The organism is Vibrio sp. YMD68 (assembly GCF_029958905.1).
Taxonomy (GTDB): domain Bacteria; phylum Pseudomonadota; class Gammaproteobacteria; order Enterobacterales; family Vibrionaceae; genus Vibrio.
In genome coordinates this window covers 2,367,266-2,378,961 of the sequence record NZ_CP124614.1, presented here as the reverse complement: position 1 = coordinate 2,378,961, position 11,696 = coordinate 2,367,266, and the positions used below count along the sequence as shown (strand labels likewise).

Annotated in this window: 15 protein-coding genes; 7 read left to right on the top strand and 8 right to left on the bottom strand. The window is 43.0% G+C overall.

What is annotated here, in order from left to right; all coding sequences use genetic code 11:
• Positions 1-155 precede the first annotated feature (155 nt).
• Entirely contained in the window at positions 156-626 is a 471-nt protein-coding gene (bcp, locus tag QF117_RS16715) for a thioredoxin-dependent thiol peroxidase (protein WP_282386945.1), read from the bottom strand.
• A 12-nt stretch (positions 627-638) separates the two neighbouring features.
• Positions 639-1,181 carry a glycine cleavage system protein R gene (locus QF117_RS16710; protein WP_282386944.1) on the bottom strand — a complete coding sequence of 181 codons (543 nt, stop codon included), beginning with the start codon at positions 1,179-1,181 and terminating at the stop codon, positions 639-641.
• 300 nt (positions 1,182-1,481) lie between these two features.
• Between QF117_RS16710 and dapA the strand changes: the two genes are divergently transcribed.
• Together dapA and bamC are read left to right on the top strand one after the other, a co-directional pair.
• Positions 1,482-2,360, top strand: coding sequence for a 4-hydroxy-tetrahydrodipicolinate synthase (gene dapA / locus QF117_RS16705; RefSeq protein ID WP_017033284.1), 879 nt, complete (start codon positions 1,482-1,484; stop codon positions 2,358-2,360).
• A gap of 52 nt (positions 2,361-2,412) precedes the next feature.
• Positions 2,413-3,432, top strand: coding sequence for an outer membrane protein assembly factor BamC (gene bamC / locus QF117_RS16700; RefSeq protein ID WP_282386942.1), 1,020 nt, complete (start codon positions 2,413-2,415; stop codon positions 3,430-3,432).
• Positions 3,433-3,498: 66 nt separating this feature from the next.
• Here the strand turns inward: bamC and QF117_RS16695 are convergent, their stop codons facing one another.
• From QF117_RS16695 to QF117_RS16680, 4 genes are read right to left on the bottom strand one after another with little or no spacing between them, the layout of a single operon-like run.
• Positions 3,499-3,774 (bottom strand): DUF2897 family protein, encoded by a 276-nt coding sequence (locus QF117_RS16695; RefSeq protein ID WP_282386941.1) that lies wholly within the window; start codon positions 3,772-3,774, stop codon positions 3,499-3,501.
• Positions 3,774-4,457 (bottom strand): M15 family metallopeptidase, encoded by a 684-nt coding sequence (locus tag QF117_RS16690; RefSeq protein WP_282386940.1) that lies wholly within the window; start codon positions 4,455-4,457, stop codon positions 3,774-3,776. The genes QF117_RS16695 and QF117_RS16690 overlap by 1 nt, the downstream gene beginning before the upstream one ends.
• A gap of 2 nt (positions 4,458-4,459) precedes the next feature.
• A complete protein-coding gene (dapE, locus tag QF117_RS16685) occupies positions 4,460-5,593 on the bottom strand; it encodes a succinyl-diaminopimelate desuccinylase (RefSeq protein WP_282386939.1) in 1,134 nt (377 codons plus the stop codon).
• Between the two features lie 21 nt (positions 5,594-5,614).
• Positions 5,615-5,962, bottom strand: coding sequence for an ArsC family reductase (locus QF117_RS16680; RefSeq protein WP_282386938.1), 348 nt, complete (start codon positions 5,960-5,962; stop codon positions 5,615-5,617).
• A gap of 201 nt (positions 5,963-6,163) precedes the next feature.
• On the opposite strand from QF117_RS16680, the gene QF117_RS16675 reads away from it, so the two are divergent.
• The gene (locus QF117_RS16675; RefSeq protein ID WP_017033278.1) at positions 6,164-6,451 is read left to right on the top strand and encodes a helix-turn-helix domain-containing protein; all 288 of its coding nucleotides are present in this window, start codon (positions 6,164-6,166) and stop codon (positions 6,449-6,451) included.
• 76 nt (positions 6,452-6,527) lie between these two features.
• Here the strand turns inward: QF117_RS16675 and QF117_RS16670 are convergent, their stop codons facing one another.
• On the bottom strand, positions 6,528-6,872 hold the full coding sequence (locus QF117_RS16670; RefSeq protein ID WP_282389506.1) for a DUF4156 domain-containing protein: 345 nt from the start codon (positions 6,870-6,872) through the stop codon (positions 6,528-6,530).
• A gap of 58 nt (positions 6,873-6,930) precedes the next feature.
• Positions 6,931-7,275, bottom strand: a complete 345-nt coding sequence (locus QF117_RS16665) for a DUF2956 domain-containing protein (protein WP_282386936.1) — start codon at positions 7,273-7,275, stop codon at positions 6,931-6,933.
• A gap of 274 nt (positions 7,276-7,549) precedes the next feature.
• Here QF117_RS16665 and QF117_RS16660 point away from each other — a divergent pair, with 274 nt between their 5' ends.
• From QF117_RS16660 to QF117_RS16645, 4 genes are all read left to right on the top strand, one after another.
• Positions 7,550-8,320: a hypothetical protein gene (locus QF117_RS16660; RefSeq protein WP_282386935.1), complete on the top strand. Its 771-nt coding sequence runs from the start codon at positions 7,550-7,552 to the stop codon at positions 8,318-8,320.
• 88 nt (positions 8,321-8,408) lie between these two features.
• A complete protein-coding gene (locus QF117_RS16655; RefSeq protein ID WP_282386934.1) occupies positions 8,409-8,933 on the top strand; it encodes a DUF2919 domain-containing protein in 525 nt (174 codons plus the stop codon).
• Between the two features lie 128 nt (positions 8,934-9,061).
• On the top strand, positions 9,062-9,964 hold the full coding sequence (locus QF117_RS16650) for a Dyp-type peroxidase (RefSeq protein ID WP_282386933.1): 903 nt from the start codon (positions 9,062-9,064) through the stop codon (positions 9,962-9,964).
• Between the two features lie 180 nt (positions 9,965-10,144).
• Positions 10,145-11,278, top strand: coding sequence for a flagellin (locus QF117_RS16645; RefSeq protein WP_282386932.1), 1,134 nt, complete (start codon positions 10,145-10,147; stop codon positions 11,276-11,278).
• Positions 11,279-11,696 lie beyond the last annotated feature (418 nt).

The window sequence follows — 11,696 nt, the reverse complement described above, 5'->3', positions numbered from 1 at the left end:
ATCGACGAGCTGGCATTTATATTTCTATAAACGGTTATCTAGGAACGGTCATCTAGGAGTAGGCGTTGTTGCCTAAAACCTATGGTCTAAAAACTATGGTCTAAAAGCTATGGCCTAAAACCTATTCTTTGAGAACGACTCACTGAAACGGTCGGCTACTTGTTTTCGTTTAGGTAATCTAAAACGACTTCGTGGTGAGTCTTGGTTTTAAATTTATTAAACACATGCTCGATGACACCTTGTTCATTGATCAAAAAGCTAATACGGTGCAAACCATCATAGATCTTGCCCATAAATTTCTTTTCTCCCCAAACCCCAAATTGATCAGCGGCAGCATGGTCTTCATCAGATAAAAGAGTGAAATTAAGGCTGTCACGCTCGATAAACTTTCCCAGACGCTTTACAGGGTCAATGCTCACGCCTAGAACAACGACGTTATGATCGTCTAATTCTGCTTTAATGTCGCGAAGCCCTTGTGCTTGTGTTGTACAGCCTGGTGTCATGGCTTTCGGGTAAAAGTAGAAAAGCACTTTTTTACCTTCAAAATCACCAAGTGATACGGTTTTGCCATCTTGATCTAAAAGAGAGAAGTTCGGAGCTGGCGTGCCAGCAGTCAAAGTATTCATCGATAATCCTTTCTATTGACTGTTTTTTATAAAATTAAGAGACCCGTGAACAGCCAGTGATTGGCAGAAAAGAGTGAACTCTTCTTGTAGCTGCATGAGGTTACACTGTGAACCCACGGTGGCCGTTAGGGCGATATGAAATTGGTCGTTATTCAGTCCGACCTGAGTTTTATTGATAGTCTGAGCACTGAGTGATGCCAAACCAATCTGTCTGTCCGCGAAGAATTGAGTGAACTCTTCAGTCAAGCCCATTCTGTCATCGGATTCGATAAAGACTTCCAGCGTGTAAGCGTGGTCGATAACTTCGTGGGTGGAAGTGCGTTTCATCATGGTAATAAGGTCGTGCTCTTGACCTAAAAGAGGAAGCGTCGTCTCGACTCTCGTTATGCTGTTGTTGTTTCCAGAAACCAACATCAAAAGAGTAAATTCGTTACCGAAAATAGCTATACGACTGTCGATGATATTGCACCCCGATTGAGTCACTAGGTGAACGATTTGATTCGACACACCTGGGCGGTCTGTGCCGACGGCGGTAATTACTAGATGTTGAGTCATAATGTCACGTTAAATGAGGGCTATTAATAGGTATGTTAGCACAGAAGCATCAATATGCTTCCTTGAAGCGCTGGGTTTTGTTACTGAATTGTGTGAAAAAACATGGCATTTCGAGTCTCGGTTTTGTTTGTTTACTGTTCTATGATCATTATTTCCCAATTATGTAGGTGAATAACTATGCCAAAGGTCAAACATGTGATAAATATTCAACATAACAGGTGCTATATATCCCTTTAACGCCTTGTCATACGCAAGAGCCATACAGTACCATGCAGAAAGTATCAAATAATGGAGAAAAACATGTTTTCAGGAAGTATTGTTGCATTAATTACACCGTTTAATTCCAATGGTGAGGTCGATTACATAAGCCTGAAAAAATTGGTGGATTTCCATGTGGATGCAGGCACAGATGGTATTGTCGCTGTAGGAACAACCGGTGAGTCAGCAACGCTCACCGTTGAAGAGCATGTTAAAGTGGTACACAAAACGGTTGAATTTGCGGCTGGCCGTATCCCTGTTATTGCTGGTACTGGTGCTAATGCGACTCACGAGTCTGTGACTTTCAGCCGTTTGCTGAATAACTCAGGCATTGCTGGGTGCCTTAGTGTAACCCCTTATTACAACAAGCCAACTCAAGAAGGCTTATATCAGCATTATAAAGCGATTGCTGAAGTGAGTGATGTTCCTCAAATCCTTTATAATGTTCCTGGCCGTACTGCGGTAGATTTGTTGCCAGAAACCGTTGCTCGACTATCAAAAATTGAAAATATCGTTGCATTGAAAGACGCTACGGGTGAATTAGAAAGAGTTGCAATTCACCGTGAACTTTGTGGCGAAGATTTTATCTTACTTAGTGGTGATGACAGTTCGGGGCTTGATTTTGTTGCCGCTGGTGGTAACGGAGTTGTTTCAGTCACGAACAATATTGCTGCGGCAGACATGGCGAAAATGTTTAAGCTTGCTGCTCAAGGTGAAATGGAAGAAGCGAGAGCTATCAACGAGCGTTTAATGCCTTTGCATCGAGATCTGTTTGTTGAATCAAGCCCTATTCCAGTGAAATGGGCGGCTCATAAGCTTGGTTTGATTGAGCATGGCTGTTTAAGATTGCCACTGACCGTTCTTTCAGAATCGGCACAACCTGTTGTTAGCAAAGCATTGACTGATTCAGGTATTTACTAATTAATTACAAAGAATGGCCAAGATCTTTTTCTTGGCTTTTTTAGGAGTTCCAATGAAGTTTTCTCATCAGCTAGTCATGACGTCACTAGCTGTTCTTGTTTTAAGTGCATGCTCAAGCGATCCCTCCCATCGACGCCAAGCAAAAGACGATTTTGAATACTTAAATACCCCTGAGTTTAAAGAGTGGCAGGCCCCAGCGGATGCAAAGCCTTATCTTTACGATGATTTTGTCATTCCTGCAGGGGAGTTTAATGGTGAACTTGGGCGTGACGTTGATATTCGTCCTCCACAGCAGATTTTAGAGTTGGTGCCAGGTGCTCGAACTGAAACCAATATCAACGGTGAAGTGACGCTTTGGTTATTGCGAAAAGAAGAAGCCGCTAAGGTTTGGGAAACCGCTTTGGAGATGCTCCAAGAAAGAAATGTCGACATTGTGAAGCAATCCGACAATCTTGTTGAAACCGGTTGGTTCTCGTGGGTCTCTGCCGATGAAGATGTGGAACTTGGCAGTCGTTACAATATTGAACAGCTTGAAGCCAATAACCGTTTTGGATTTAAGATTTCACTGATTGATTGGCGCGAAGCCAACCAAGAAACCCCTGTTTCTGCGACGAATAAAGAACGCTATAACATTTTGATGACGAACTTAGTGATGGCTCGTTATGATCTCGATTTGCGCGAAGAAGCAACACGAAAAGCGCAACAGTTAGTGAAACAAATCCCTATCAGCATGGGCACCGACCGCAGTGGTTTACCGGTTATTATTGCGCGTACGCCTTATAATGTATTGTGGCAGCGTCTGCCAGAGTTACTGCCTTCAATGGGTTTCACTCTTGAAGCGAGAAACCAGTCTCAGGGCACGGTGAAAGCGAAATATGCCTCTCCAGATGACAGTTTCTGGGAAGAGATTGGTGTTAAACCTGTCGATTTGAAAGGCGGTACTTATACCTTCTTGTTTGGTGATCTTGGTAACCGTACATCGATTAACATCACTGATTCGGCAGGCAAACCTGTTGAAGAGCAGCTGCTCAGTGATATGGCGCCAGTGCTTGCTGCGATGGTCGAGAAGTAGTTACTGGGTATGAGGTTTGATTGAATCTCAATGAAAAAGGAGCGTTCACACGCTCCTTTTTTTTGTTTATTTTTTATCAGTATCAGTATCAGTATCAGTATCAGTATCAGTATCAAATTCTGTACTATTTTCTTCTTTGTCTTTGTCTTTGTCTTTGTCTTTGTCTTTGTCTTTGTCTTCTTCTTTTTCTGAACGTTCCTGTTCGGATTTTTCTTCAGTAGACTTGTTTTTCTTATACTGGCCAAGTTTCAGTTTAGAGACGTATTTCAATGCCATGATATTGCTGACCATAAAGCCCATCGCCAACAAGGAGATAACCCAAGGGTTTGTCAGAAGATCCATTATGCCTCCACAGGAGTTACATTGGTTATGTATTGAGTGTAGAGATCATTGAGTAAGTTAGATAGACAATTCGCCCCATTGATTGATTGACCTTCCAGTTGCTCTCTTAGAATGTTAACAGAAAGCGCAGACAGACAATTCTGGCTTTGCTCGACATGGCTGATATGCCAAGGCTCAGGTGCTACGCCTCCCTGGTCTTGGTGATATGGGAAGTAGAAACCAAATAAGTTCAGATTAGAAGATAACCATTGATAAAACCGAGCCTGATGACCTGCTAAGTATTCCCAAGGCTCAAGTTTGAGTTGTGTACCTTGAGGCAGTGACAAGGCATCATACACATCAAAATCCGTTCCCCAATGATGACGACTCGCACCAGGAAGGGCTGACCATCTCAAAATAGCACGAATTTTCTGTTCTTCGTTTAATTCTGAAGGGTCAATGGCTTGGCTATTAGCGTCGAGAATTGGTTTTTCTCCGGCCATTTTACTATTCCAGATAGCCGCTTGACGTTCAAAGTTTCGAAAACCACTGGCGATGCACAAATCAAAACCGGCTTCTACCGCGGCAGATTTGAGGTTAAGAAGATCCCGAACAACATCATGGTGCACTTGGAACGGTTTGTTACCAATAAGGACCTCGGTAAGGTGAGTCTCCGTTTGTCCTGTCAATTGTTCGGGAGTCATCGTTAGCCTAATAAGTTGTCGAGCGTTTTCTCAAACATGTCAGTGAGTTTTTCTAAATCAGAAATAGACACACATTCGTTCACTTTATGAATGGTCGCGTTCACCGGCCCTAGTTCGACAACTTGTGTCCCCATGCGTGCAATAAAGCGACCATCAGAGGTGCCTCCTGTCGTCAGAAGTTCGGGTTTTTTATGGTTTACGGCTTCAACACCTTTTACGACGGCTTCAAGAAGTTCGCCTTTACCGGTTAAGAAAGGGTGCCCGCTAAGAGTCCATTCAAGATCGTAGTCTAGCCCATGTGCATCTAACACCGAATGAACACGCTGTTTAATATCGACATCGGTAAGCTCAGTGCTAAAGCGGAAATTAAACTGAACATTAAATTCACCAGGGATAACGTTTGAAGCGCCGGTGCCTGAATGAAGGTTTGGGATTTGAAAGCTTGTTGGCGGGAAGAACTCATTTCCGTCATCCCATTTTGTTGCAGCCAATTCAGCCAGTGCAGGTAAAGACTGGTGGACAGGGTTGTTCGCCAAGTGCGGGTAAGCAACGTGACCTTGAGTGCCTTTTACTTTTAGATCACCAGTAATCGAGCCTCGACGACCATTTTTGACAACATCGCCTATGGTGTGGGTACTGGAAGGTTCGCCCACGATGCACATATCAATCAACTCATCGCGTGCCATTAGGGTGTCAACAACACGAGTTGTACCGTTAATAAATGGCCCTTCTTCATCTGAAGTGATTAAGAATGCAATAGACCCTTTATGATTGGGATGATTAGCAATGAACTGCTCTACGGCCACGACCATACAAGCTAAAGAGCCCTTCATGTCGGCAGCGCCACGTCCGTGTAAATAGCCATCAATCACAGTCGGCTCGAAAGGGGGAGTATGCCAATGTTCTAGGGTGCCTGCAGGAACCACATCGGTATGGCCAGCAAAAGCAAACAGAGGTGACTCTGTTCCTCGACGAGCCCAAAAGTTGGTGGTGTCGTCATAAACCATGACTTCAATTTCAAAACCTAATGCTTTTAGGCGTTGGATCATAACCTCTTGGCATCCTGCATCTTCTGGTGTCACGGATTCGCGACTAATAAGGTCTTTTGCAAGAGCCAGAGTTGGGCTATCTGTCATCCTTGGTGTCCTATAAATGATTTAATTAAAAATAGATTGGTATTGGTCAGCTTTAAAGCCTATGTGCAATGAGCCATTGGCATTCAGTATTGGTCGCTTGATCATCGCTGGGTGTTCAACCAGCAGTGCAATGGCCGTGTCGGCGTTAATGGCTTCTTTTTGCTCTGGTGAGAGTTGACGATAGGTTGTACCGCGTTTATTCAGCACCAGTTCCCAGCCTAATCCATCGCAAAAATGAGTAACAAGCTCAGTATCGATGCCTTGTTTTCGGTAATCATGAAAAGTGTATTCAATGCCATTGGCTTCGAGCCATTTTTTGGCTTTTTTTATGGTATCGCAATTTGGGATGCCATACATGGTGACGGTCATATTGGTTTCATCATAAGAAAATAACTCGGTGTAGAAATCCTAACAGGAAGTGAGCTAGGACACAAAAGCACAAAATTAATATTTTGAAGGGTGAAAAAAATCGCAATCACGCCGTTTTGATTAAATTACTTTGATCAAACGCAACAAATTGTAGACTGAAAAGGGCTGATAATGGAGCAGAACTACAAGGAGATGTTATCAATGGAATTGAGTCCTGTTTTTGCAAGGCGTTTGTATTTGGCTCTATTAGTTGAAAGTATAGAAAGGCCAAATGTCCCAAAACTTATCGAAAAAACCGGTTGGCCACGTCGTACTATTCAAGATGTATTAAAAGCATTGCCTGGTATTGGTATTGAGCTAATGTTTGTGCAAGATGGTCGTCGTCATAATGATGGTTATTATCAGCTGTCAGATTGGGGGCCATTTGATAGCCAGTGGGTGTTAGAACGGCAGCAAGACATCGCTATTAGCCTCGGTTTTCAAGCGTAAGCCAGCACTGCTGGCTTTTTTATGTCTATTTCTTATTGATGCGTACATATTATTGGGTGAATGCACCCAAAGTGTTCTAGGGCTTTGTACAGCGATATGCAATGCCGAAAACGGTAAATGACGTTGAGAAGTCTTGTGGGCTGACGAGAAAAATGGTGTCAGCATTCAATTCGAGGCTTTGATTTTTCACATCATTAATCGCACCTTGGATGAGCACATCATTCGGATAAAACAGATAGCTATACCAATGGCCTTCACTTCCGGTTACTTCCCCTAAAGCTTCACACCCCTTAGCATCAAAACCAGAGTCGATTCTAATCTCGATATGCTGACTACCTTCAATGGCAGTAATGGCGGGTGACGAGCAGCCCACAAGCAAGAGTGCAGAAAAGAATAGGCCCGCAATGCGCTTCAAAATCATGGTTCGCTTTACGACATTATCTAAGATAAGTTTAATTGTAGTACCCATGAAGTCAGCCCTACTGCTGCGTTAAATAAGTGATAAAACCTGCCCAACTCACGACTAAAAGCATCCAAGGAAGCATGGATGTTGTCGACTTTTGCTCGGAAGTCTCTGGTTGGCGAGCATCCGCTTTAGTTTCAGCCTTTTGTTGCTCACTCTTTTCTTTCTGTGTTTTTTTTCTTGCTTTATCTGCCTGACGGTTTCGTTCTTTTTGCTGTTTTTTATATTGGGCGATGCCTTTCTCTATGCCTTGAGCAATTAATTTTGTTTGTTCTTTGGTCTGGTGCTGTTTCTGAGTCGCTTTGGCAATATTCATTGCTTGCTGTTGAGTCTCTTCTGAAGGCGTTGATTTCTTTTTCATCGGGCATCGTGCGGTTGTTGAAGGTGATGAACAGAGTATCACGAACTATTCGATAATGAATATATCAAATAGAAGGGAGAGGTCCTGGGCTATAAGGAATAGACAATCTAATCGGTATTTTCCGCATGCCACTTTTTTAAGTATGTTTTTTAAAATATGGTATAGATTCGCGTAACCTCTTCATTTCTAAGCTACGATATTAAATCAGTGGCGAGGTGAAGCATGCTCTTATGGCATTGTACGGCACTTTTTACCGGATTCTAGCGAGAGATTTATGATTAAGTTGCGACATCTTATTATTCTTACATCCATATTGATGTCACCATTGGGTTATTGTGATTATCCAAATATTGAACGGGCGGTCATTGACTCCAAAGGGACACAACTCAATGAAACGGATAATGTTGTTAAGCTCGCTTTAGAAAAAGAGCGCTTCATTTCACTTCGCTATGATGAAGCATTCAAGCGCAATCGTTCTGATCTTTTTAAAGAGGTCGAACAGCTAAGCGAATTTGAACTCAATGCTTATGTCAACGCTTCTTTGGTTCGTGGCATTCAATATATTGTAGGGGATTTTGCCTGTGCGACTTATCGTCACTATTTAGAAAAACCGCAAGCAAATTCTTGCAATGAAAGTGTAACCAGTAGGCAAAATAAAGAAGGCAAGCCGTTTCAAAATGGACAGTACGTGAAAAATCGTATTGCGACGACCATCAATAACATTTCTCATCCTCCCCGCAGCTATGACTTGTTTCTACCTAGTGCCGAGGAAAAACCCCTTAGTACACTTTGGGGCGCTGTGCATGAAATCGAATCATTGTCTGTTGATGGCACAGGCACTCGTTCGATTGTGCTCACCGTTTACATTGACGCGTATAAAGTAAATCGAGACGGTGATCGTGAAGGGGCCGTGATAGAAGGGGCGCAAGTGGTGCTGGTCGTTGTGCCTGATCCTTATCAAATCGGTCGTGAGAGTAGTGAGCAATCTGCACGCTCATACGCGATTGACAATGCAAAAGTGTTGGTCCCTTTTTACGCAGAGTAGTGCTTGTTTTACGCAGAGCAGTACTTGCTGCCATTTTGGGGTGATCGTTTCTTCATCCTTTCCCCCTTTTTTGTTAGATTTTGGCAAAATGTCATCACACCTTACGGCATTTGCGGTAAAGTGTTGTTCATTAGATTTAGCGAAAAGTATTTTTGTGCGTTATTCCGTCGAACAACATGATAAACATGGTTTTTTAAAAGCGCCAGTGTGGCTTTGGCTTGGTTGGATGCTGTTAGCCAAGGCATGGATTGTCTTTATTGTGGCAGGGGCGAGCAGAGAAAGCGGGGCTAAAATTCTGGGTATCGTGTATCCCGATCAAGCAACACTTTATCTTGGGTTAGCGGTCGGGTTGCCAAGTATTATTTTTATGTGGTTAATCGGTTTACGTAATACCGAACGAAAGTGGATCAATGCCATCGTAAGTTGGGGGCGTTTTATCACACTGATGACGGTTTTCCTTCAAATCGCCCAGACTGTATTCCATATCCATTTAGAGCATGGAGCCTTCAATTGGGCAAACGGAATCACACTGATGCTATTGCTATGGCTAGCGATATATCTCATGAAAAGTCGCCGAGTGAGAGATTGCCTTACCACCCCAGTACTAAAATAAATATGCTGTCGTTCTCTGTTGCACGCTCGCATATACGACGTGGATAGACGAACACGTGAGCAGAAATACCGGTTCACCGAACGTGAACATGAAAGGTATCCAGATTTAATAATTAAGAGGACGAGTTGATGTCACAACCACAAAGTGCAATTTTGCCTGAAGCAGGTCCATTTGCCCAATACACACTATTGAAAATCAAGCAGAATACGAGCCGTGTACTTGAACACCTTAAAACGTTACCTGCGTTAGTGGCTAAACTGAACGAGGCTCAGCCAGAATCAAATCTAACGATATCCATCGCGTTTACTCGTTCATGCTGGTCAACATTAGACCAACCTATGCCAGAAGAGCTGATTGATTTCCCTGTTCTTGGTAAAGGCGATACCGTTGCTCCAAGTAGCGATGTTGATGTGTTAATTCACTGCCATTCAAACCGTCACGATCTTCACTTTTATGTATTAAGAAAGTTAATGGCTGAGATTGAACAAGATATTGAGGTCGTTGACGAAACCTATGGATATCGCTACCTCGATTCTCGTGATATGACGGATTTTATTGACGGCACCGAGAATCCTAAAGAGAAAGTACGTGAAGACGTTGCCATTATTCCTGAAGGTGAGTTTGTCGGTGGCAGTTACGTCATGGTTCAACGCTTTATTCACGATTTACCTTCATGGCACCGATTAAACGTTTCTGCTCAAGAAAAAGTGATTGGCCGAACTAAACCTGACTCTATTGAACTCGACGATGTTCCAGCGGCTTCTCATGTTGGGCGTGTTGATATCAAAGAAGAAGGCAAAGCCGTTAAGATCGTACGCCATAGCCTGCCGTATGGAAGCGTCAGTGGCGAACATGGCCTGTTGTTTATTGCCTATTGTAATCGTGTGCATAACTTCAAGGTTATGTTAGAAAGCATGTACGGAGAGACTGATGGAAAAACGGATCAGTTACTGCGCTTTACTAAGGCGGTGACAGGGGCTTATTTCTTTGCGCCATCAGAAGCGTTGCTTCAAGCACTTAGCGTAAAATAATACGCAAGCATTAAGAATAAAAAGACTATAAAAAAAACGAGCTATATGCTCGTTTTTTATTAAAGGTTCTTCTCGAATCACCGATACATAATTAAGCCTCTGTTTTGTGTGAGCTAATGTTTATCATTGGCAGTATATAAAACAAACAGAGTAAATCATCTTTAATGACCTGAGGGTTTTATGGCCGTAACCGTGAATACGAATGTTTCAGCAATGACAGCGCAGCGCCACCTTGGCAATGCGACGACGATGCTGAACCAGTCCTTAGAGCGCTTAGCTTCTGGGAATCGTATAAACAGCGCTAAAGATGATGCTGCAGGTCTGCAGATTTCCAATCGCCTGGAATCTCAAATGCGCGGCTTGGACGTCGCAGTCCGAAATGCCAATGATGGTATCTCTATCATGCAAACGGCTGAAGGCGCGATGCAAGAATCCACGAATTTGCTTCAAAGAATGCGAGATCTTTCTTTGCAGTCAGCAAATGGGTCAAATAGCCAGTCTGAGAGAATCGCGCTTCAAGAAGAAATGAGCGCTTTGAACTCAGAATTGAATAGAATCGCTGAAACGACCTCTTTTGGTGGTCGAAAACTACTCAACGGTTCCTTCGCGTCCTCCTCTTTTCAGATCGGTGCCAGTTCGGGAGAGGCCGTGCAAGTCTCGCTGAAATCCATGCGTTCCGATAACCTAGCAATGGGTGGTTTTAGCTATGTTGCGGATGCCAAAACAGACTCAAACTGGCGGGTTGGCTCAGGTAATCCAATGCTCAATATGCAGTTTACTGATGAGCTGGGTGAGCAACAGAACATCAAGATTACCGCTAAGGCCGGTGATGATATTGAGCAACTGGCGACTTATATTAATGGTCAAACTGATCAAGTATCGGCGTCTGTAAACGATCAAGGTCAACTGCAGATTTATATGTCAGGCAAAGAGACATCAGGCGCCATCGCGTTTTCCGGTAATTTAGCCTCTCAGTTACAACTTTCTCTGCAAGGTTATGAAGCGGTTGATAATGTCGATATCACTGACGTGGGCGGAGCGCAACGAGCGGTTGCAGTGATTGATACTGCTCTAGAGTATGTTGATAGCCATAGAGCGGAACTCGGTGCATTACAAAATCGATTTGGTCATGCGATTAACAACCTAGATAATGTACATGAGAACCTTGCCGCCTCGAACAGCCGCATTAAAGATACCGATTATGCGAAAGAAACAACCCAAATGATCAAGCAACAAATCCTACAACAAGTAAGCACTTCTATTTTGGCGCAAGCTAAGCAACAGCCAAATTTAGCATTAACCCTATTAGGTTGATGCCAAGTCATAGTTACATCTGTATATCGAGTCTATTCATTTAGAGATTATTCACTATAGAGCTTATTCATTAGCGGTAAAACGTCGTCGTCACTTGGCTCCTTTACTATTGCCGCGGTGTGGAGCTCTATTGCTGTGGTGCAAAGCTTGATTGTCCTCATGGAGTGTTTTATGGGCTTCAGTAGAAAGCGCGAAAGTATCGACCAAGTGAAACAAACCTTTAACAATAAATACGCAATTGTTGTGTTTTTGACCGACCTATCACGATTTACGCTTCAAAAGCACTTAATTTAAAAAAAACATAAAAAAAGTCTCAAGGTTTGGAAAATTGCGCCGTTAATAAAAGTAACTTTAAAAGAACAGTTTGGTTTTTCGAGAATTCGAAAACCGGAACCATCGGAAGATCAATTGGAGATAT

Bases quoted from the DNA above. Each gene is read 5' to 3' on its own strand.
- bcp (WP_282386945.1), bottom strand. From the start codon at position 626: ATGAATACTTTGACTGCTGGCACGCCAGCTCCGAACTTCTCTCTTTTA.
- QF117_RS16710 (WP_282386944.1), bottom strand. From the start codon at position 1,181: ATGACTCAACATCTAGTAATTACCGCCGTCGGCACAGACCGCCCAGGT.
- dapA (WP_017033284.1), top strand. From the start codon at position 1,482: ATGTTTTCAGGAAGTATTGTTGCATTAATTACACCGTTTAATTCCAAT.
- bamC (WP_282386942.1), top strand. From the start codon at position 2,413: ATGAAGTTTTCTCATCAGCTAGTCATGACGTCACTAGCTGTTCTTGTT.
- QF117_RS16695 (WP_282386941.1), bottom strand. From the start codon at position 3,774: ATGGATCTTCTGACAAACCCTTGGGTTATCTCCTTGTTGGCGATGGGC.
- QF117_RS16690 (WP_282386940.1), bottom strand. From the start codon at position 4,457: ATGACTCCCGAACAATTGACAGGACAAACGGAGACTCACCTTACCGAG.
- dapE (WP_282386939.1), bottom strand. From the start codon at position 5,593: ATGACAGATAGCCCAACTCTGGCTCTTGCAAAAGACCTTATTAGTCGC.
- QF117_RS16680 (WP_282386938.1), bottom strand. From the start codon at position 5,962: ATGACCGTCACCATGTATGGCATCCCAAATTGCGATACCATAAAAAAA.
- QF117_RS16675 (WP_017033278.1), top strand. From the start codon at position 6,164: ATGGAATTGAGTCCTGTTTTTGCAAGGCGTTTGTATTTGGCTCTATTA.
- QF117_RS16670 (WP_282389506.1), bottom strand. From the start codon at position 6,872: ATGATTTTGAAGCGCATTGCGGGCCTATTCTTTTCTGCACTCTTGCTT.
- QF117_RS16665 (WP_282386936.1), bottom strand. From the start codon at position 7,275: ATGAAAAAGAAATCAACGCCTTCAGAAGAGACTCAACAGCAAGCAATG.
- QF117_RS16660 (WP_282386935.1), top strand. From the start codon at position 7,550: ATGATTAAGTTGCGACATCTTATTATTCTTACATCCATATTGATGTCA.
- QF117_RS16655 (WP_282386934.1), top strand. From the start codon at position 8,409: ATGTCATCACACCTTACGGCATTTGCGGTAAAGTGTTGTTCATTAGAT.
- QF117_RS16650 (WP_282386933.1), top strand. From the start codon at position 9,062: ATGTCACAACCACAAAGTGCAATTTTGCCTGAAGCAGGTCCATTTGCC.
- QF117_RS16645 (WP_282386932.1), top strand. From the start codon at position 10,145: ATGGCCGTAACCGTGAATACGAATGTTTCAGCAATGACAGCGCAGCGC.